Here is a 20,488-nt window from a genome sequence, read left to right as displayed (position 1 = left end):
CAGCTCCTGCTGGTCCAGGTGCCCCAGCTTGTCCGGATTGCGGGTCACGTAGATCGCCTTGATCTTGCCGCCGTCGATCTCGACCGCGAGCGTCTGCAGCAGGGCGTCGTTCTCGACCGTCACCTGGCCCGGCAGCCCATCGATCAGGGTGTCGCACAGCACCTGGGCCGCCACCCATCCCTTGCCCGCCAGGGCGCCGAGGAAGCGGCTGACCTTGTCCAGGCCAACAATCGGATTGATCGACGAGTTGCGCTTGCCGCCGCCGTCCGCGTAGAACACCACGTCGTCCGCCAGCAGCTGCTTGAGCTGCCCGAGGTTGCCGCTGCGCGAGGCGGCGAAGAAGGCGCTGGCGATCCTTTGGCGCTGGTCGCCCGCGACCGGGAAACGCGGCCGCGCCGCCTGGACATGGGTACGCGCGCGGCTGGCCAGCTGGCGCGCGGCGGCCGGGTCGCGGCCGATCGCGTCGGCCACTTCGGTGAACTCCATCTCGAACACGTCGTGCAGCAGGAAGGCCGCGCGCTCAAGGGGCGACAGGCGCTCCATGGCCAGCATCAGGGGCAGGGTGATGTCGTCGGCCTCGTCGTCGGGGGCGATCCAGGGCTCGGGGAGCCAGGCGCCGATGTACTGCTCGCGCTGGATGCGGGCCGATTTCAGCACGTCCAGGCACAGGCGGGTGACGGTGCGCACCAGGTAGGCCTCGGGATTGACTACGGCTTCGCGGTCGGCGTGGTGCCAGCGCAGGTAGGCGTCCTGCACCACGTCCTCGGCTTCGGCCACCGAGCCGAGCATGCGGTAGGCGATGCGCTGCAGGCGCCGCCGGCGGGCCGCGAAGAAGGCGGCGAAATCGGGAACGATGGTATCCATGCGCTGGGAGCTTACTCCCGGTGCGGGTGGGGCGCTAGTGCTTGAGGGAAGAGGAATGGCGGGCATGTCGTCCTTGGTGGATGCTGGTCATGCAGCAAGGACGAGCGGGCGGCCCGCGATGTGACATCCGGCCGGCAAAACCCGGCCGGATGCGGACCTCCCTGGACTCAGTAAGTCAGCGTCACCAGCGACACCGCCTGGCGCGGCAGCTGCATCCTGACGACCGCCTTGCCGTCCGGCGTCTTCAGGCTGCCGGGCTTGCCCAGCTGGGCCAGTGCGCCCGCCTTCTCCAGCGCGGCGACCTGCGCGGGTGTCGGATTGGCCGGTGAACCCATGCGCTTCCAGGCCGTGTACGCATTGCTGTTGTCCTGGTCGACCCGGTAGTGGCGCAGCTGGACCCGCCTGGCGGGTATTCCGCTGATGTGGAGCTCCACGGGCGAACCCGCATCGACGATGTCGTCGTCGTGGTAGTTCCAGACCATCACGGCCACGCTGCGCTTGTCCTTGCTCGCCAGGGCATTGATGTCGGTGCGCGCGCCGCGCACGCCGCCGGCCTGGATGGCCGCCGCGTCGTAGGCCTGGTCGCCGCCGACCGCCACGCGCTCGCCGCGCATCATGCCGAGCATGCGGAACACGTTCAGCACCGGCTTGTCCACGCCATTCGTGGCCAGGTCGCGGAAGCCCGCGAACCAGGGCTGGTCCTCGAATTCGAAGGACCAGTTGACTGCGCCGATCAGGTTGACGCCGCGGCGGGCGGCCAGGTCGTACTCGCGCGCGATCGAGGCCGCGGTATAGCTCGCGTACAGGGTGCCATTGCGGTAGGCGTTCTCGGGATTGGTCTGCATGCCGCAGGCGGCGCAGCCTTCCGGGTCGGATTCGCCGACGATCACCGGAATGCCCTTCAGCTCCGGGTATTTCTCGACCAGGGCGAAACCCTGGTCGAGGCGCTGGAAATGGATGCCCATGCCCATCTGGACCCGGCCGTCGAGCACCCTCGGCTGGCCCTTGGCGTGGAAGGCCACGAAGTCGAGCGGCGAACCGGTCTTGCCGGTGGCGTAGTTCTTGCCGCGCAGCGCATGTTCGAGGAAGTCGTCCATGAAGCGGCCGGCGCCCGCGGTATGCGGTCCGCCCATGCGCGCCGTCGGCAGCGCACGCTTGACCGCGTCGGCGGCGTAGTCGTACATCTTGAAGTATTCGCGCTTGGTGTCGGGCGCGATCAGGTAGTGGCCGTCCGGCTCGTTCCATACTTCCCAATACCAGCTTTCCACCTCCTTCCGGCCATAGCGCTCCACGCTGTGCTTGACCCACTGGTAGATCAGCTCGGCCCATTTGTCGTAGTCCTTGGGCGGCGTGGCCCAGCCGGTCATGATCTGCTCGTAAGGCACGCCCGGCTTCCAGCTGTGCTGGTAGGGCTGGGGACGCTGCGACAGCGCTTCCGGCATGAAGCCGATCTGGGCCAGTGGTTTCATCCCGCGCTCTACATAGGTGTCGAAGATGGCGTCGACGATGGTCCAGTCGTAGACCGGCTTGCCGTCCTTGTCTTCACGGTACATGCCGGTGGAGCCCCATTTGAGGGCATGGCTGCCGTCGCCCGAGGTCATCAGGTTATGCGCGCGCACGTACACCGGGACGGGGCTCATGGTGGCGATCTGGCTCAGGAGCTTCTTGCCGTTGGGAGCGGTGGTGTAGTTGGGCTCGTCGTAGCCGAACCAGGCCCAGATCGGGGTCATCGGGCCCTTGGACTGGCTGGCGTCGACGGTCAGCCTGACCGGGGTGGAAGCAGCGGAAGGAGTAGCGGCGGGAGAAGCGGCGGGGGAAGCGGCGGGGGAGGCGGCGAGGCCGAGCGGCGCCGCGGCCGCCAGGCACACGGCGGAAAGGAGTCTCTTCATTCTTGTTCTCGTGGAAGGGGTGTGCGGACGATGTTAGGCTGCTGCCAGTTCATCGTCCAATCACACTTTTTCCCGCCGAGATACAGAATCCGGTATCGGCAGCCCGCTGCCGAGCCCGGCAGTTGCACGGACTTACGCGTCCTGCATCACGCAGTCGACGAAGTAGCCCAGCTTGCCGTCCACCTCGCGCTTGACCAGGCCGTGCACGTCGGTCTCGAAGCCCGGGAAGCGCTCGTTGAAGTCGCGTGCGAAGCGCAGGTAGTCGACGATGGTCTTGTTGAAGCGCTCGCCCGGGATCAGAAGCGGAATACCCGGCGGGTAAGGCGTCAGCAGGATGGCCGTGATGCGGCCTTCCAGCTGGTCGATCGCCACGCGCTCGATCTGGCGGTGCGCCATCTTGGCGAAGGCGTCCGACGGCTTCATGGCCGGGACCATGTCCGAGAGGTACATCTCGGTGGTCAGGCGCGCCACGTCGTACTGGGCGTAGAACTGGTGGATCTCGGTGCACAGGTCGCGCAGGCCGCGGTTCTCGTAGCGCGGGTTGGCCGAGGCGTACTGCGGCATCACGCGCCACATCGGCTGGTTCTTGTCGTAGTCGTCCTTGAACTGCTGCAGCGCCGTCACCAGGGTATTCCAGCGGCCCTTGGTGATGCCGATGGTGAACATGATGAAGAAGGAGTACAGGCCGCACTTCTCGATGATGACGCCGTGCTCGGCCAGGTACTTGGTCACGATCGAGGCCGGGATGCCGGTCTCGCCGAACTTGCCGTCCAGGCTCAGTCCCGGGGTGACGATGGTGGACTTGATCGGGTCCAGCATGTTGAAGCCTTCGGCCAGCTTGCCGAAGCCGTGCCAGTCGTCGTCGGCATGGATCATCCAGTCCTTCTGTTCGCCGATGCCTTCTTCCGACATCACGTCCGGGCCCCAGACCTTGAACCACCAGTCCTGGCCGAAGTCCTGGTCCACCTTCTTCATGGCGCGGCGGAAGTCCAGCGCTTCCAGGATCGATTCCTCGACCAGGGCGGTGCCGCCGGGCGCTTCCATCATGGCCGCGGCCACGTCGCAGGAAGCGATGATCGAGTACTGCGGCGAGGTCGAGGTGTGCATCAGGTAGGCCTCGTTGAAGGCGTCCTGGTCGAGCTTGACCGATTCCGACTCGCGCACCAGCACCTGCGAGGCCTGCGACAGGCCGGCCAGCAGCTTGTGGGTCGACTGGGTCGAGAAGATCATCGACTCCTTGGCGCGCGGGCGGTCCTTGCCGATCGCGTGCATGTTCTTGTAGAAGTCGTGGAAGGCCGCGTGCGGCAGCCAGGCTTCGTCGAAGTGCAGGGTGTCGATCTTCCCGTCCAGCATTTCGCGCAGGGTCTCGACGTTGTACACCACGCCGTCGTAGGTCGACTGGGTGATGGTCAGGATGCGCGGCTTCTTGTTGACGGCTTCGCGGGCGAATGGATTCGCTTCGATCTTGCGGGCGATCGATTCGGGCGTGAATTCCTCCAGCGGGATCGGGCCGATGATGCCGAGGTTGTTACGGGTCGGCATCAGGAACACGGGAATCGCGCCGCACATGATGATCGAGTGCAGGATCGACTTGTGGCAGTTGCGGTCCACCACGACGATGTCGCCCGGCGCCACGGTCGAGTGCCAGACCATCTTGTTCGAGGTCGAGGTGCCGTTGGTCACGAAGTAGCAGTGGTCGGCATTGTAGATGCGCGCGGCGTTGCGCTCGGACTTGGCCACCGGGCCGGTGTGGTCGAGCAGCTGGCCGAGCTCCTCGACCGCGTTGCAGACGTCGGCGCGCAGCATGTTCTCGCCGAAGAACTGGTGGAACATCTGGCCGATCGGGCTCTTCAGGAAGGCCACGCCGCCCGAGTGCCCCGGGCAGTGCCACGAGTAGGAGCCGTCGTAGGCGTAGTTCACCAGCGCGCGGAAGAAGGGCGGCGCCAGGCTGTCGAGGTAGGACTTGGCTTCGCGGATGATGTGGCGCGCCACGAATTCCGGGGTGTCCTCGAACATGTGGATGAAGCCGTGGAGCTCCTTCAGGATGTCGTTCGGGATGTGGCGGCTGGTGCGGGTCTCACCGTAGATGTAGATCGGGATGTCCGCGTTCTTGTGGCGGATCTCCTGGACGAAGGCGCGCAGGCCGGCCAGGGCGAAGTCCGTCTCTTCCAGCGAGCCGCCGCCGAATTCCTCGTCGTCGATCGAGAGCACGAAGGCGGATGCGCGCGACTGCTGCTGGGCGAAGGAGGACAGGTCGCCGTAGCTGGTGACGCCCACGACCTCCATGCCTTCCTGTTCCATCGCTGCCGCAAGGGCGCGAATGCCGAGACCGGAGGTGTTCTCCGAGCGGAAGTCCTCGTCAATGATGACGATGGGGAAACGAAATTTCATCGACAGCTCCAAAGCGAAGCGCCGTGGGGGCGGCGGTCCCTCACCGGGTCATCCCGGACGGGGCCGGCCGCCGCGCACGGCACCGTAAAAAAAGAAGAAGCGGATTTTCGCAGAAATCAGGGACTCCGGTGCAATTATTTTTGCTAGATTAACCAGAGTCCGCGATCCGCGGCGCACTACAGGGCTGCTACAGGGGCGCTACAGGGGCGCTACAGGGCGTCTCAGTTGTCGAGCCGCCTGCCGGCCCGCCGCAGCCCCTCGGTGAGGGCGGCCGCGGCAAGCGCGCTCATCAGGGGCACGGGCGAGAAGGCTGTCGGCGTGCTGTGCAGGGCGGCGAAGATGCCCAGGGTGATGCCGAAGGCGGCCACCGCGCAGGTCAGGGTCAGCAGCCAGGTACGGCGCGCCAGCAGGGTAATGGCGGCCAGCGAGATCGCGATCTGCTGGGCCACCGAGGCGGCCGCCCACTGGCGCTGGCGATGCAGCTCATCCTCGGCGCGGCGGTTCCATTCGCTCGATGCGGATTCCCAGCGCTCGGCTTCCTTGCGGATGACTTCCTTCTCGGTCTGGTAGCGCGACACCTCGTCGCGGTAGCGCAGCTGGTTCATGCCCGGCAGGTTCGCGGCCAGCTCGGCCAGGTTCTGCTTGTTCGACTTGGCCTGGTAATGACTCCATGCATTGGCGGCGCTGGTCTTGTCGATCGCCGCATTGCTCTTGTACATGGCGGCGTCGTTGTGCGAGGAGCTGCCCAGGAAGGCGAACAGGGTGCCGAGGGTCGCCAGCACGGCGATCAGGACGGCGATCTTGCCGGCGAAGCGGTCGCCGCCGCGGGAACCCGGCGCGAGGATGAAGTGGTCGGACATTCAGCGGCTCTCCTTGCGGACGTAGGTGACGAAGGCGTAGTCGTAGCCGTTGGCGTCGGAATGGTGGGCTTCGCGCGCCGTCTCCAGCCAGATCGCGGGGTCGATCGGCGGGAAGAAGGTATCGCAAGGGAAGGTGTGATCGATGTGAGTGACGATCATCGCGTCGGCGATGTCCATCGATTCGCGGAAAATCTGGGCGCCGCCGATGATGCTGGCCGGTTCGCCCGCCAGCAGCGCCAGCGCCGCCTCGAGCGAGGCCGCGCTCTCGACGCCCTCGTGGCGCCAGCCGGCGTTGCGCGTGATCACGACGTTGCGGCGCTTCGGCAGCGGGCGCCCGATCGAATCGAAGGTCTTGCGGCCCATCAGGACCGGCTTGCCGAGGGTCACGCGCTTGAAATGGGCCAGGTCCTCCGGCAGGTGCCAGGGAAGCTGGTTGTCGACGCCGATGCCGTTCCGCGCGTCGACCGCCACGACCAAGGTCAGGCGCGGCGTCAAGGCCGGGCCTGCTGCGTGAAGGTGGCGGGAAGAAGAGCCGGCATAACGGTATTCCTTATCGAGTAAACCAAAGCTGCCGATGGTGTAAGGACAGCGCGCGGCTGTCAAGCAGGTCCTTTCGGCGGCGTTCGGCTGCGCCTGTCCGCGGCCGCAAATATGTTGCATAATATCAAACTTTTACGGCAGCCGGCAATGTTGCCTCGAGCAGGGCCGCCGGCGGACCCGCGCGAGCGCCGTTCCACACAGGTATACACCCCATGAAAAACCGAAGCGCCGATGGGCTGCGCGGACTGGCGGCGCTGAACGTCGCCATCACCCATTTCGTCGCAGCCTTCCTGCCCTGGCTGCTCTATTACAACTACGGGGTCCTGTTTCCCCGTTTCGAGGGCGAGAGCGCCTGGGCCGAGGTGTTCAGCGCGCCCCTGCTGACCCTGTTCTACAACGGGCATTTCGCGGTCCTGATCTTCTTCGTGCTGTCGGGCTACGTGCTGACCCTGCCTTACTTCGAGCAGCCCGCGGCAGCCGCCGCGACCGCGCTGCGCCGCCGCCTGTGGGCGCGCTACCTGCGCCTCAATGTGCCGATCGCGGCCGCCGTCGCCCTGTCCTGGCTGGCCTACCGCTACGGCCTGTACCAGCATGCGGCGGCGGCGCCCCTGTCCGGTTCGCTGAAATGGCTCGGGAGCGTCTATCCGCCCGGACTGGACGGTATGCTGGCGCTGAAGGAAGCGCTGTTCGGCTCCATCGTCCTGGGCCAGGCCGCCTTCGTGCCCCCGCTGTGGACGCTGAAGGTCGAGTTCATCGGTTCGCTGTACATCCTGCTGTTCTACCTGGCCAAGCCGGCGCGCTTCACCTGGCTGCCGCTGGCGCTCGTGCTGCCCCTGCTGTACGCCGTCCATCGCGACCAGTCGATCTATTACTACGCGATCTTCGCAGGGTCCATGCTGCACGGCGTGCGTCTCGGGCGGCCGGCACAGGCCGCGCTGCTGCTCCTGGGGCTGTACCTGGGCGCCTACCAGCATTTCCGTGCGATGTACGGCTTCCTGCCGGCGCCGCAGCTGTGGGATGTGAAGTCGGCGTACAACACGCTGGGGGCGGTCTGCCTGTGCGCGGCGGTGCTGTCGGGATTGGGGCGTGGACTGCTGGAGTCGGCAGCGGTCCAATTCCTGGGACGGGTCTCGTTCTCGCTCTACCTGCTGCACTTCATGATCCTGTGCGCCTTCTCGGCCGCGATCTACGTGCGCTTCCCGCGCGAGCCGCTCTACGTCGGCGCGGGCTTCGTGGCCTACCTGGCGGTCTGCCTGGGCGCCGCGGCGCTGTTCGAGCGTTGGGTCGACCGGCCGGCGATCAGGCTGTCGCGCCGCTTCGGCGCCCTGGTGTGCCCGGGCGCCGCGGCGCGCGCCGAGACGCTTACACGGCGACAGGCGCCTTGATGCCGGGGTGGGGATCGTAGCCGCTCACCTCGAAGTCCTCGAAGCGGTAGTCGAACAGCGAGTCCGGCTTGCGCTTGATCTCCAGGCGCGGCAGGGCGCGGGTGTCGCGCGAGAGCTGCAGGTCGACCTGTTCCAGGTGGTTGGCGTACAGGTGGCAGTCGCCGCCGGTCCAGACGAAGTCGCCCACTTCCAGGCCGGCCTGCTGGGCCATCATGTGGGTCAGGATCGCGTACGAGGCGATGTTGAAGGGCACGCCCAGGAAGATGTCGGCGCTGCGCTGGTAGAGCTGGCATGACAGCTTGCCGTCGGCCACGTAGAACTGGAACAGGGCGTGGCAAGGCGGCAGCTTCATGTGCGGCACGTCGGCCACGTTCCAGGCCGAGACGATCATGCGGCGCGAATCGGGATTGTTGCGGATCTGGTCCATCACCTGCGCGATCTGGTCGATGTGCTCGCCGTTCGGCGCGGGCCAGCTGCGCCACTGGTAGCCGTAGACCGGGCCCAGGTTGCCCTCGGCGTCGGCCCACTCGTCCCAGATCGACACGCCGTTTTCCTTCAGGTAGGCGATGTTGGTCGAGCCCTGCAGGAACCACAGCAGCTCGTGGATGATCGACTTGAGGTGGACCTTCTTGGTGGTCAGGAGGGGGAAGCCTTCCTGCAGGTTGAAACGCATCTGGTAGCCGAACACCGACAGGGTGCCGGTGCCGGTGCGGTCGGTCTTGACCGCGCCATGCTCTTTCACATGGCGCATGAATTCGAGGTATTGGCGCATTGGCGTCGTGCTGTTCCGTTGTCCTGGTGAGCCGGCTATTGTAACTCAGGTAACTCAGGCAGCATGCGGGAGCTTGGCCGCGAAGCGGTCCAGGGCGGCGACCAGGGTGGCGTCGTCCATGGACACCAGGTTGTCGCCCACGTAGATTTCGACCAGGCTCGTGTCCGGCAGCGCGTTGTGGGCGACCCGGTTGTACATCCAGACGCCGTGCTCGGCCGCCAATTCGTTGCGGATGGCCGTTGCGCGCTCGCGGCTCACCGGCAGATGTAGATGCAGCATGTTGGCCTGCGGCGCGGCCGGGTTCAGCCTGATGGCCGGATGCGCCTTCAGCGCGTCGTAGAGGAAGACGGTGCGCCGGAAATAGTCCGGCATGGCGGCCAGGCGTTCATCGAACTGCATCGCGGCGGCCACCACGTAGGGCGAGCGGTGGACCACATTCCCGCCTTCGCGCCGGAACCATTCGGCCGCACGCGCGACGAAGTCGCGGCTGCCGGCCAGCATGGCGCCGCCCAGGCCCCCGATCCCCTTGTACAGCGACACATACACCGAGTCGAAGCCGGCTGCGATCTCCGCTGCGCTGCGGCCGTAGCCGGCCTGGGCTTCCCACAGGCGCGCGCCGTCCATGTGCAGGTGGACGCCGCGCGTGCGGCAATGGGCCTTGATCGCTTCGAGCTCGTCCCAGCTGGCGAGCTGGCCGCCGATTTCGCGCATTGGAATCTCCAGGCCGACGGCGCCCAGGCGGTCCGGGATCGGCTCCAGGTCGGCCACGCCCCAGGGCCGGTGGCGCTCGCCCGCCTGCAGGGCGTCGAAATGCCCGAGCAGCTGGTAGTTCGAGCGCTCGTGCACGACGATGTGGGAGGTGGGATGCAGGGCGACCAGGCGGCTGCCGCGGTCCACCGCGCCCAGGCGCAGGGCGGTGACCTGGGCCATGGTGCCGGTCACGCAGAACACCGCCGCCTCGCAGCCCAGCAGGCGCGCGACCTTGTCCTCGAAGGCCTGGATCAGGGCGCCGCTGCCGTAGACGTCATGGTCCACGTCGTGCTCCTCGCACCAGGCCGCCATCGCCGCGTACATCTCGGCGGGACGGCGCGGGCGATGACCCGGGAAGATCGTATGGCAGCTGCGCAGCAGTTCGGCTTCGGTCACGGCAGGCTCCTGAATGTGAGCCCGCTACTCTACACGTAAGCGTCCTATGCGGCCAGGGCAGGGCGGCGCGCCTGTGCCGGCGCCGTGGCGGGCGCTTCCGCACGGTCCTCGGCCAGGCGGAACTGGCGCACCGAGCGGGCCAGGGCGTCGGCCTGCTGGTGCATCGCCTGGGCGGCGGCGCTGGCCTGCTCGACCAGGGCGGCGTTCTGCTGGGTGGCGGCGTCCATCTCGCCGACCGAGCGGTTGACGTCCTCGATGCCGCGGGTCTGTTCCTGGCCGGCGGCGCTGATGTCGGCCATGATGTCGGTCACGCGGGCGACGCTGGCCAGCACGTCCTGCATGGTCACGCCGGCTTCCGCCACCAGGCGGCTGCCCGCATCGACCTCGCCGTTGGAGGCGTCGATCAAGCCCTTGATTTCCTTGGCCGCGGCCGCGCAGCGCTGGGCCAGGTTGCGCACCTCGTTGGCGACGACCGCGAAGCCGCGCCCCTGTTCGCCGGCGCGCGCCGCTTCGACCGCGGCGTTCAAGGCCAGGATATTGGTCTGGAAGGCGATGCCGTCGATGACGCCGGTGATGTCCGAGATCTTGCGCGAAGCGTGGGTGATCGATTCCATGCGCTCGACCACCTGGGCCACGGTGGCGCCGCCCTTCTGGGCGATGCTTGATGCCTTGCGCGCCAGTTCGTTGGCCTGGTGGGCGTGCTCGGCGTTCTGGCGCACGGTGCCGGTCAGGTCGTCCATCGACGAGGCGGTGGTGGCCAGGCTGGCGGCCTGCTGCTCGGTGCGGCTGCACAGGTCGAGGTTGCCAGCCGAGATCTCCTGCGAGGCGTTGGCGATCTGCTCCGCGCCTTCGCGTACCCCGCCGACCACGCTCGACAGGCGGCCGCCAATGGCGTTGATGGCGCCTGTCAGGCTGCCGATCTCGTCGCGCCGGGTGACCACGGCCTGGGCGGTCAGGTCGCCCTCGGCGATGCGCCTGGCCACGTCCTGCACCTGGGTCAAGGGGCGCGAGACGGTGCGGCGAATCACGTAGTGCAGCACGCCGCTCAGGATCGCCAGGGACACCAGGCCGAGGACGATGAAGCGGTTGCGCAGGTCGCCGGCGGCGGCCGTGATCTCGTCGCGGTAGGTGCCGCCCCCGATCACCCAGTTCCAGTCGGGGACATGGGCGTAGGCGACGAATTTCTGGCGCGCGCTGGTCTCGCCGGGGTTCTGCCAGTCGTACACGATGTTGCCGTTCTTCTTTTCCAGCATCTCCTTGATGAAGGCGCGGCCGTCGGCGGCGCGGCTCTCGAGGATGTTCTGGCCTTCCTTGGCGGGGTGGACGACCAGTTCGCCGTAATGCTTGCCCGGCGCGGCATTCAGGACGTAGAAATAGCCGGTGTCGCCGACCTTGATCGAGCGGATGCGGGCCTTCAGCATGTCGAGGTCCCTGGAGATGTCGATGCCCACGTACAGGGCGCCGACCACCTTGCCGGAGGCGTCGCGGGCGGGGGCGTATTCGGTGATGGTGGGCTTGCCGAACAGCGTCACCAGGCCCACGTAGTTGCGTCCCGCGCGCAGGGCGGCATAGGCGGGGCTGGCGCGGTCGAGATTGGTGCCGACCGCGCGCGCACCGTTTTCCTTCTTGACCGAGGTGCTGACGCGGACGAAATCCTCTCCGTTCAGCGCGAAGATGGTGGCGTTGCCGCCGGTCTGCTCGGTAAAGGCGTCGGGCGCGCTGAAATCGAGGTTGAGTGGATTGCCGTCCAGCTTCAGGCGGGGCACGGTCTGCTCGCCGATGTTCATGGTGCTCTCGGTGTCCAGTTCCAGTGTCCCGGGCAGCGAGGCGCGGAAGATCTGGCCCAGGGCGACGGCCTGGCCGCTGAGGGTCTTGTTGAAGAGCTCGACCGTGCTGGTGACGCCTTTCAGTTCGTTGGCAACGCTTTGCGAAGCGCGCTGCTCCAGCATGGTCGAGGTCGAGATCGTGATCGACGCGACCAGGACGGCGATGATCACGCTCGCCAGCGCGAAGTTGATGGCGCTGATGCGCGTACCGACGCTCCAGTTTGCAGGATGGAATTTATTCGTGGCCATGGGACGCCCGCTAGGTAAGTTGGACTGCCCATCTTACCTGCGGGTGTTTTCTTGAGGCAACGCAAAACGCCCAGAAAATGGGCGTTTTGGGTTTCGGCGCAACACAAGTGCCGAAGCGATAACATATTGATTCGACAAGAAAAAAGGCATGTCGGGGCCGTGCCGCGGCGAAAACGGCTCAGGCCGCCACCGGCGCGTGGTGCTGGAACTGCAGCGCCGCCAGGTTGGCGTAGACGCCGCCCATGGCCACCAGTTCGCCATGGCTGCCCGCTTCCACGATGCGGCCCTCGTCCAGCACCACGATGCGGTCGGCGCGCTGCACGGTGGCCAGGCGGTGGGCGATGATGATGGTGGTACGGCCGACCATGGCCGCTTCCAGCGCGCGCTGCACCAGGCGTTCCGATTCCGCGTCGAGCGCGCTGGTGGCTTCGTCGAGCAGCAGCAGCGGAGGATTCTTGAGCAGGGCGCGCGCGATGGCGATGCGCTGGCGCTGGCCGCCCGACAGGCGCACGCCGCGCTCGCCCAGGAAGGACTGGTAGCCTTCCGGGAGGCGCTCGATGAACTCGTGGGCCGCGGCCATCTTCGCCGCGGCGACCACCTCGGCGTCGCTCGCGTCCGGCCGGCCGTAGCGGATGTTCTCGAGCGCGTCGGCCGAGAAGATCACCGTATCCTGGGGCACGATGCCGATCGCGCCGCGCAGGGTGTGCAGGGCCAGGTCGCGGATGTCGACGCCGTCGAGGCGGATGCTGCCGGCCTGCGGGTCGTAGAAGCGCAGCAGCAGCTGGAACAGGGTGGTCTTGCCGGCGCCCGAAGGGCCGACCACGGCCACCGTCTCGCCCGGGCGGATGTCCAGCGCCAGGTGCGACAGCGCGGCGCTCTCGGGACGCGAAGGATAGGAGAAGCTGACATCCGATAGGGTCAGGCGCGCGCCGTTGGCGGTACGCGCGGGCAGGGCCGCAGGATGCACCGGATTCTGGATGTCGGACCGGGCCGCCAGCAGTTCCAGCAGGCGCTCGGTGGCGCCGGCCGCGCGCTGGGCGTCGCCCATCACTTCCGAAAGGGCGCCGACCGAACCGGCGACCATCGCCGCGTACAGGATGAACTGGCCCAGGTCGCCGCTCGTCATGCTGCCCTGCAGGACCGCGTGCGCGCCCAGCCAGAGCACGAACACGATGGCGCCGAACACCAGCAGGATCGCCAGCATGGTGAGCGTGGCGCGGGCGCGGATGCGGCGGATCGCGGTGACGAAGGCCTCCTCGACCGAGGCGCCGAAGCGCTGCGCTTCCTGGGCCTCGTGGGTGAAGGCCTGCACGGTCGGCATGGCGTTGAGGATCTCCCCGGCCAGGGCCGAGGCGTCGGCGATGCGGTCCTGCGAATCGCGCGAGAGCTTGCGCACGCGGCGCCCGAACATCACGATCGGCAGCACCACCAGCACCATCAGGCCCAGGATGATGCTGGTCAGCTTGGGACTGGTCACGAACAGCATCACCAGGCCGCCCGTGAACAGCAGGGTATTGCGCAGGGCGAGCGAGATGCTGGTGCCGACCACGGTCTGGATCAAGGTGGTGTCGGTGGTCAGGCGCGACAGCACTTCACCGGTGCGCGTGGTCTCGAAAAATTCCGGGCTTTGCTGCACCACGTGGCGGTAGACCGCGCTGCGGATGTCGGCGGTGACGCGCTCGCCCAGCCAGGACACGGTGAAGAAGCGCGCGGCGGTGGCCACGGCGAGCACGGCGGCCAGGCCGAACAGGGCCAGGAAGGTGGCGTCCACATGCTCGATGTTGCGCGCGGCCGCGCTGCCGGCAATGGCGGGCGCGAAGCCGAGGTCGATCATCTGCTTGAAGGCGGCGGGAATCGCGAGGGTGGCGCCGGCCGCGAACAGCAGGGCCACGCCGGCCAGCACGAACTGGCGCCGGTAGGGACGCAGGAAGGGCAGCAGGCCCTTGAGCGTGGCCAGGCTGCCTTTGCGGGAGACATCGGAATCGGAACTGCTGGTGGAACGTTTGCTCATCGTGTCGCTTGTTCTTGTCGTCGGTTACATCTTCATCGGCTGCACATAGCCGGTCATCTCCAGGTAGCCGCGGCCCAGGCGCTTGCCGTCGCGCTGGATCGTGACCGCGCCTTCCCAGTAGACCGCGCCGGTGGACCGGCGCGAGTCGAGTTCCTGGTCGGGCTGCAGGGGAACGATCTGCCAGCGGTGCGGCCCGGTGGTCACCAGGGTGCCGACCGGGTATTCCGCCTGGGTGCGCGGCGACTTCCAGCGGGTCTGCGGGGTAAAGCTGACCTGCTCCGGCGCGAAGCGGGTCACCTTGCCCGATGCGTCGCGCAGGCTTGCGTGCGCCCATAGTTTACCACCTCCCTTGGCACGGATCTGGAAAGCCATCAGGGCGCCGCCGCCGTCGAGGTTGGCGCCGATCCAGTCCCAGCCCAGAGCGTCCGGCATCAGGGCTTCGCTCGACCATTCGTGGTCGAGCCAGGCGCTGCCTTTCACCGCGACCGGCGCCATGCCGGCGCGGCCCGCGCTGCCCGTCACGGCCAGCTGCGGTTCGCTGTAGTAGTAGCTCGCATGCCGGGGGCTCGGCCCCTTGCGCGAATAACCGCCTTCGCCCTGCACCAGCACCGGCTGCGTGGGACGCAGGCGCAGTTCCAGGTTCAGTTCCCCCGAGCGGATGGTGACCCGGTAGACGCCGTCGGGGCCGCGCACCATGCGCCAGTCGTCGAGCTTGAGGTCGGTGTTGCCGGTGCGCGCCCAGGCCAGGCCGAAGCCTTCGCGCGCGCTGCGCTGGTCGTGCACCAGGCGGCCGACCGAAGGATCGGACAGGGCCGCGTGGCCGATCACCAACTGGCGCGGCGCGAAGGCGCTGGGATTGTCCGGATTGTGCTCGGTGCGGCTGCGAAAGAAGGTGACCTGGAAGCCGAGCGGCTTGCCCTCGGGCGTCTCGACCCAGCCGGTGGCGTACCACCATTCGGTGCGGAACTCCGGGTGGGCGCCGTAGTCGCGCGGGAAGGACAGTGTGGTCCCCGGCGTGACGGCGGCGAAGTCCGGCGGCGCGGCGCGCGCACTCATCCCGGCCAACAGCACGAGGATCAACATGATGAAGCGCATTTACCAGTCCTCCCTGACTGCGCGCACCGGACCGCCCGACAACGCGTAACGGCCCGAGACCAGGGCCGTGGCGACCGAGGCCGCGACCAGGACCGCGGCCACGCTGCCCAGCAGGGGCCAGGGCAGGTGCAGCTGCATGGTCCAATGGAATGATTGCGGATTGACGACATACACGAGAATCAGGCTGATCACCAGCCCGAGGGCGAAGCCGCCGGCCACGCCCAGGCTGGCCAGCAGCCCCCCTTCGAAGGCGAGCAGCCGGTAGACCTGGCCGCGCGTGACGCCGACGTGGCGCAGCATGCCGAACTCGCGCGCCCGCGCCAGGGTCTGGGCCGAGAAGCTGGCGGCCACGCCCGACAAGCCGATGGCGATCGCGATCGCCTCCAGCAGGTAGGTGACGGCGAAGCTGCGGTCGAAGATCTTCAGGCTCATCGCGCGGATGTCGCCGGGACGCATGGTGCGCAGGCCGGCGCCGAAGGGCAAGGCGCGCAGGCCTTGTTCCAGCGCGTCCAGCGAGGCGCCGCGCGCGGCCCACAGCGCCGCGTCGCTCACCTCGCCTTCGCCGGTGAGGGCGCGGTAGTCGGCGAGCCGCATGACGACGGACCCGGACTGGTTGGCGTAGTCGCGCCAGACCCCGGCGACGAAGAAGTCGGCCGGGGCGCCGCCCAGCGGCAGGCGCAGCACCTCGCCCACCCGCGCCCCGTACAAGTCGAGCATGGCCTCCGACACCCAGGCAGGACGGGCGCCGGCGGGGACGGCGGCCGTGTCGCCGACCAGGTAGAGCAGGCGGCCCGGGTCGCGCAGGTCGATGTCGCGCGCAATCACCACCACCGGCGGACGACCGGCGTCGAGCGAGACGCGCCGGGTGCGCAGGAACTGGGCCTGGGCGACGCCGGGCGCGGCGGCCAGGGCGGCTTGCTGCTGCGGGCTGAGGAAACCGGTGTTGCCGCCGTCGGCCGTGCGCACGTAGAGGTCGGCGGGCAGGATGTGGCCCATCCAGTCGTCGACCGAGACGCGGAAGCTGGCCACCATGATGCCCATCGCGACCATCAGGCTGAAGCTGGCCAGCACGCCGCCGAGGGCGATCGACGCCTGGCCGGGCGCATTCGCCAGGCGCGCCAGCGACAGGGTAAGGACAGGCGGCGCGCGGCGCAGCCGCAGTACGCCCGCTTCCAGCGCGCGGAAAGCGAGCGCGGCGAAGCGCGGCATCAGGCCGATGCCGCCGACCAGGAGCAGGGCGATGGCGAAGTAGCCGAACAGGGGCAGCTCGAACACCGGCGGCGCGAAGGCGAAGGCCGCGGCCAGCAGCAGGCAGAGCAGCGAAGGCCAGACCCGCGCCAGGCGCGCCAGCGCGCCCTCGTCGGCGCCGGACTTGATCGCCACCGCGGGACGGGCACGCGCCGCTTCCCAGGCCGGCGCCGCGCAACCGAGCAGGGCGACACCCAGGCCCAGCGCGAAGAAGACCGCTGCCGCGACAGGCGTGAACTGGACCTGGGGCCGGATGCCGGGGAAGTAGCCGGCCCCCAGGTCGCCGCCGAAATAATGCAGCGCCAGGGCGGCGAAGGCATAGCCGCCCGCCACGCCCAGCAGCGCGCCGGCCACGCCCAGGCTGCCGCCTTCGAGGAGCACCTGGCGCAGCAGCTGGCCGCGTTCCAGGCCCAGCACGCGCAGCAGGGCGAACTGGCTGCGGCGCCGCATGACCGACAAGGCCTGGGTCGAGAACACCAGGAAGGCGCCGGTGAACAGGGCCACCAGGGCCAGCACGGTCAGGTTGACGCGGTAGGCGCGGCTCATGTTGTCGGTGCGGCTGGCCTGGTCGGCGTCGTTCGGTTGGCCGACCGTGAAGCGGCCCGGATAGTCGCGCTCCAGTTCGGCCGCGAGCCGCTTCCGGAAGGCCGCGCGGTCGACGCCGTCGCGCAGCTTCAGGTCGACGCGCGTGAGCTGGCCCAGGCGCTGGAAGCGCCACTGGAGGGCGCCGATGTCCATCACGGCCAGGCGCTGGCCGGACCTGGCGCGCTGGATCGGGCCCGCCACGCGCAGCGCCACTTCGCCGGTGCCGGCGCGCAGGCGCAAGGTGGCGCCGGTCCGCACGCCGAGCCAGGCCTGGGCGGCGGGGGACAGGAAGAGCGCGTCGTCGGCCAGCACATCGGTGATGCGGCCTTCCTCGGCCACCCCGACCAGGTCGGGGGCGATGAAGCCGGCCCGGAAGGCGTCGATGCCGATGATGCGCAGGGCCCCTTCCTGGCTCGCCAGGCCGGCCGCCACCTCGAGCACCGGCGAGGCCACTGCCACCGAGGGATGGGTCGCCAGGCGGGGATAGACCGCTTCGTCGAACAGGGGTTCGCGGCCGGCCACCTGGATGTCGGCCTGGCCGGACAGGCTCTTGACGGCGGCGGAGAATTCGTTGAAGGCGGCGGCGTTGATGAGGTGGATGGCGAAGCCCATCGCCACGCCGACGGCGATCGCCGCGATCGCCACCAGCGCGCGCACCGGGTGGGCGCGCCATTCGCCGAGCAGCAGCCAGCGCGACAGGATCCTCAGGCCGGGCATTCCACCGCCAGGGCCTCGGCCTGGCGCCGCGCCTTGATCCGCGCGGCCTCCAAGGCCGCGCCGCCGTTGCCGCCGCTGCGCCTCAGGTCTTCCTCGGCCCACTTGCCCTGCAGGCGCAGCTTGTCGCAGCGGCGGCGCGCACTCAGCGCCTCACGGCGGGCGCGCGCGGCCTCGCGTTCCTCGATCCGTTCGCGGGCGCTGCGTTCCTTGTCGATCTGCTGCAAGGTGGCGCGGCCGCGCTCCAGGCGCGCGGCGGCCTCGGGGTCGGGCGGGGGCGCCTCCGGCACCGCGAGCTCGGTCGTGGCGCCGCGGCAGGGCTGGTCGCCGTAGCTGGTCCGGCCGCCCTCGTTGCACTTGTAGAGTTTGCCCGCCGTCGCCGGCTGGCACAGGGCGCAGGTGCAGGCGATCAGGATGGGTAGGTGTCGCAACATGTCGCTCTCCTGGTCAAAGAATTTTGCCAGGGTTCATAATGCCGAGCGGGTCCAGGGCGGCTTTGACGGCACGCATCATGTCCAGTTCGACCGGCGGCTTGGTGCGCGCCAGCTCCTCGCGCTTGAGTGCCCCGATGCCGTGCTCGGCGGAGATCGAGCCGCCGAAGCTGGCGACGCTGTCGTGCACGATGCGGTTGACCAGTTCCTGGTGCGCCAGGAAGGCGTCGTGGCCGCTGCCGCCGGGCGGCGCGACGTTGTAGTGCAGGTTGCCGTCGCCCAGGTGGCCGAAAGTCACCAGCTGGCAGCCGGGGAAAGCTTGCAGCAGGGCGGCGTCGGTGCGCGCGATGAATTCCGGAATGCTGGACACGGGCAGCGAGATGTCGTGCTTGATGTTCTTGCCGGCCGCCGCCTGGGCCAGCGGAATGTGTTCGCGCAGCTGCCACAGGCCGACGGTCTGGGCGTTCGAGGTGGCCAGCACGGCGTCGCGCGCCACGCCGCTGTCGAGGGCGGCGCCGACGCCCGCTTCCAGCAGCGCCGCGGCGTGGTCTTCCGATTCGTTGCTCGACAGCTCCACCAGCGCGTACTGCGGGTAGCGCGCGGAGAAGGGATGCGGCAGTTTCGGGAAATGGTTCTCCACCAGCTGCAGGCAGAAGTCCGACATCAGCTCGAAGCCCGTCAGCGCGGCGCCGCAGCCATCCTGGAGCAGGCCCAGCAGCGATAGCGCCTGGCGCGGCGAATCGAGGGCCACCAGGGCCGTCAGGGCGGCCTTGGGCTGCGGGTACAGCTTGAGCACGGCGGCCGTGATGACACCGAGGGTGCCCTCGGCGCCGATGAACAGGTCACGCAAGTCGTAGCCGGTGTTGTCCTTGCGTAGCCCGCGCAGCCCGTTCCAGATCTCGCCCCCGGCCGTGACGACTTCCAGGCCCAGGCAGAGTTCGCGGGCATTGCCGTAGCGAAGGACGGCGGTGCCGCCCGCGTTGGTCGCCAGGTTGCCGCCGATGGTGCAGCTGCCTTCGGCCGCCAGCGACAGCGGGAACAGCATGCCGGCTTCCGACGCGGCTTGCTGGACGTCGTACAGGATGCAGCCGGCGTCCACAGTCATGGTGCGGTTGGCGGCGTCGACGGCGCGCACCCGGTTCATCCGCCGCGTTGATAAGACGATGGCGGCGCCGCTGGCGTCCGGCACGCTGCCCAGCACCAGGCCGGTGCGCCCGCCCTGGGGCACGACCGGCACGCGGGCGGCGGCGCAGGCGCGCACGATGGCGGCGACTTCCTCCGTACTGCCGGGCAGCACCACGCCGCGCGCGCGCCCCGTGAAGCGGCCGCGCCAGTCGGTGAGGAAGGGCGCCATGTCGGCCTGCTCGCCGAGGACGTGGGTGTCGCCGGCGATGGCGCGGCACTGCGCCAGCAAGGCGTCAGTCATGCGGTACTTTGACCTTGTCGAGCAATTCCTTGGCCAGGCGCCGGGCTTCCTTCTTGAACGGGCGCAGGTAGAGCAGGGCGCAGGCGAAATACACCAGCACCAGCACCACTTCGCCCAGGGCCATCATGCGCGAGACCTCGAGCTGGTCGGCCCAGGCGCGCACAACGCCTTCGGCGAAGTACAGCAGGATCATCATGGACGACCATTGCAGGGTGTACAGGTCGCGCTTGATGACCCCGCGCAGGGGCAGCAGCAGGGGCAGCGCCTTGAGCGCCAGCAGCCAGCTGCCGGGCTGCAGGGGCGCGACGACGACTTCCCAGGCGACCAGCCAGCCGATCAGCCAGATCAGGCTCGCGATCGCCCCGGTGTGGAAGAGTTTGGCGGTATTCATTCAGCGCATTCCATGCAGTTTGACGGCGGCCTCGGCGAGGCGGCGCCCGAGCGCCACCGACAGGGTGCGCTCGTCCTCGGTCAGGGGGCGCTTGCCGTCGACGCCGGCCCAGTGGGTCGCGCCGTAGGGGCTGCCGCCGCTGGCGGTGTTCATCAGTTCCGGATGGGTGTAGGGAAGGCCCATCACCATCATACCGTGGTGCAGCAAGGGAATCATCATCGACAGCAGGGTCGCCTCCTGGCCGCCGTGCAGGCTGCCGGTGGAGGTGAACACGACCGCCGGCTTGCCGGACAAGGTGCCGTTGACCCAGTCGGTGGCGGTGCCGTCGAGGAAGTATTTCATGGCCGAGGCCATGTTGCCGAAACGGGTGGGCGAGCCCAGGGCCAGCCCGGCGCACTCGGCCAGGTCCTCGAGTTCCACATAGGGCGCGCCGTCGAGCGGGATGTCGGGCTCGGTGGCCTCGGTCACGGTCGAGATCGCGGGCACCGTGCGCAGGCGCGCCTCGGCCCCCGGCACGCTGTCGATGCCTTGGGCGATCAGCTCGGCCAACTTGCGCGTGGCCCCATGGCGGGAGTAGTACAACACGAGTAGTGTCAAGTGCGGGTTCAGGTTCGTCTGCTTCATCCTTGGTATTATAGAATGCTTTGCCGAAATAACACCCCGCA

Annotated in this window: 16 protein-coding genes; 1 reads left to right on the top strand and 15 read right to left on the bottom strand. The window is 68.5% G+C overall.

The features are described from left to right. The 5 genes from V7778_RS20520 to V7778_RS20500 all read right to left on the bottom strand — a co-directional run. Positions 1-864 (bottom strand): sigma-70 family RNA polymerase sigma factor (locus V7778_RS20520; protein ID WP_335558651.1); only part of this gene is annotated, 864 nt, incomplete at its 3' end. A gap of 167 nt (positions 865-1,031) precedes the next feature. Continuing rightward, the gene (locus tag V7778_RS20515; protein WP_335558649.1) at positions 1,032-2,753 is read right to left on the bottom strand and encodes a GH39 family glycosyl hydrolase; all 1,722 of its coding nucleotides are present in this window, start codon (positions 2,751-2,753) and stop codon (positions 1,032-1,034) included. A 132-nt stretch (positions 2,754-2,885) separates the two neighbouring features. Next, positions 2,886-5,144, bottom strand: a complete 2,259-nt coding sequence (locus V7778_RS20510) for an arginine/lysine/ornithine decarboxylase (protein WP_335558647.1) — start codon at positions 5,142-5,144, stop codon at positions 2,886-2,888. A gap of 221 nt (positions 5,145-5,365) precedes the next feature. Then, positions 5,366-6,004 (bottom strand): DUF4337 domain-containing protein, encoded by a 639-nt coding sequence (locus V7778_RS20505; protein ID WP_335558645.1) that lies wholly within the window; start codon positions 6,002-6,004, stop codon positions 5,366-5,368. Further along, positions 6,005-6,499 (bottom strand): dihydrofolate reductase, encoded by a 495-nt coding sequence (locus tag V7778_RS20500; RefSeq protein ID WP_335558643.1) that lies wholly within the window; start codon positions 6,497-6,499, stop codon positions 6,005-6,007. It lies immediately after the preceding gene. 257 nt (positions 6,500-6,756) lie between these two features. On the opposite strand from V7778_RS20500, the gene V7778_RS20495 reads away from it, so the two are divergent. After that, positions 6,757-7,929 (top strand): acyltransferase family protein, encoded by a 1,173-nt coding sequence (locus V7778_RS20495; protein ID WP_335558642.1) that lies wholly within the window; start codon positions 6,757-6,759, stop codon positions 7,927-7,929. Here V7778_RS20495 and thyA read toward each other — a convergent pair. The 10 genes from thyA to wrbA form a co-directional block, all read right to left on the bottom strand. Continuing rightward, positions 7,907-8,701 carry a thymidylate synthase gene (gene thyA / locus V7778_RS20490; protein ID WP_335558640.1) on the bottom strand — a complete coding sequence of 265 codons (795 nt, stop codon included), beginning with the start codon at positions 8,699-8,701 and terminating at the stop codon, positions 7,907-7,909. The genes V7778_RS20495 and thyA overlap by 23 nt on opposite strands. A 54-nt stretch (positions 8,702-8,755) precedes the next feature. After that, positions 8,756-9,847 carry a threonine aldolase family protein gene (locus tag V7778_RS20485; RefSeq protein WP_335558638.1) on the bottom strand — a complete coding sequence of 364 codons (1,092 nt, stop codon included), beginning with the start codon at positions 9,845-9,847 and terminating at the stop codon, positions 8,756-8,758. Between the two features lie 44 nt (positions 9,848-9,891). Beyond that, on the bottom strand, positions 9,892-11,922 hold the full coding sequence (locus V7778_RS20480; RefSeq protein ID WP_335558636.1) for a methyl-accepting chemotaxis protein: 2,031 nt from the start codon (positions 11,920-11,922) through the stop codon (positions 9,892-9,894). Between the two features lie 178 nt (positions 11,923-12,100). Further along, complete coding sequence (locus V7778_RS20475) at positions 12,101-13,933, bottom strand: ABC transporter transmembrane domain-containing protein (RefSeq protein ID WP_335558634.1); 1,833 nt, start codon at positions 13,931-13,933, stop codon at positions 12,101-12,103. Between the two features lie 24 nt (positions 13,934-13,957). Continuing rightward, complete coding sequence (locus V7778_RS20470; protein ID WP_335558633.1) at positions 13,958-15,028, bottom strand: lipocalin-like domain-containing protein; 1,071 nt, start codon at positions 15,026-15,028, stop codon at positions 13,958-13,960. Beyond that, positions 15,029-17,578, bottom strand: a complete 2,550-nt coding sequence (locus V7778_RS20465; RefSeq protein WP_335558631.1) for an FtsX-like permease family protein — start codon at positions 17,576-17,578, stop codon at positions 15,029-15,031. Then, on the bottom strand, positions 17,566-18,009 hold the full coding sequence (locus tag V7778_RS20460; RefSeq protein WP_335558629.1) for a DUF4124 domain-containing protein: 444 nt from the start codon (positions 18,007-18,009) through the stop codon (positions 17,566-17,568). Before V7778_RS20460 ends, V7778_RS20465 begins: the two co-directional genes overlap by 13 nt. Before the next feature lie 13 nt (positions 18,010-18,022). Continuing rightward, positions 18,023-19,432 (bottom strand): FAD-binding oxidoreductase, encoded by a 1,410-nt coding sequence (locus tag V7778_RS20455; protein WP_335558627.1) that lies wholly within the window; start codon positions 19,430-19,432, stop codon positions 18,023-18,025. Next, positions 19,425-19,823 (bottom strand): DUF2069 domain-containing protein, encoded by a 399-nt coding sequence (locus V7778_RS20450; protein ID WP_335558626.1) that lies wholly within the window; start codon positions 19,821-19,823, stop codon positions 19,425-19,427. Before V7778_RS20450 ends, V7778_RS20455 begins: the two co-directional genes overlap by 8 nt. Next, positions 19,824-20,447, bottom strand: a complete 624-nt coding sequence (wrbA, locus tag V7778_RS20445; protein WP_335558624.1) for an NAD(P)H:quinone oxidoreductase — start codon at positions 20,445-20,447, stop codon at positions 19,824-19,826. It lies immediately after the preceding gene. Positions 20,448-20,488: the final 41 nt, after the last annotated feature.

The sequence above is a fragment of the Massilia sp. DD77 genome (assembly GCF_036961685.1).
Taxonomy (GTDB): Bacteria; Pseudomonadota; Gammaproteobacteria; order Burkholderiales; family Burkholderiaceae_D; genus Telluria.
This window is presented reverse-complemented; position numbering and strand designations above follow the sequence as displayed.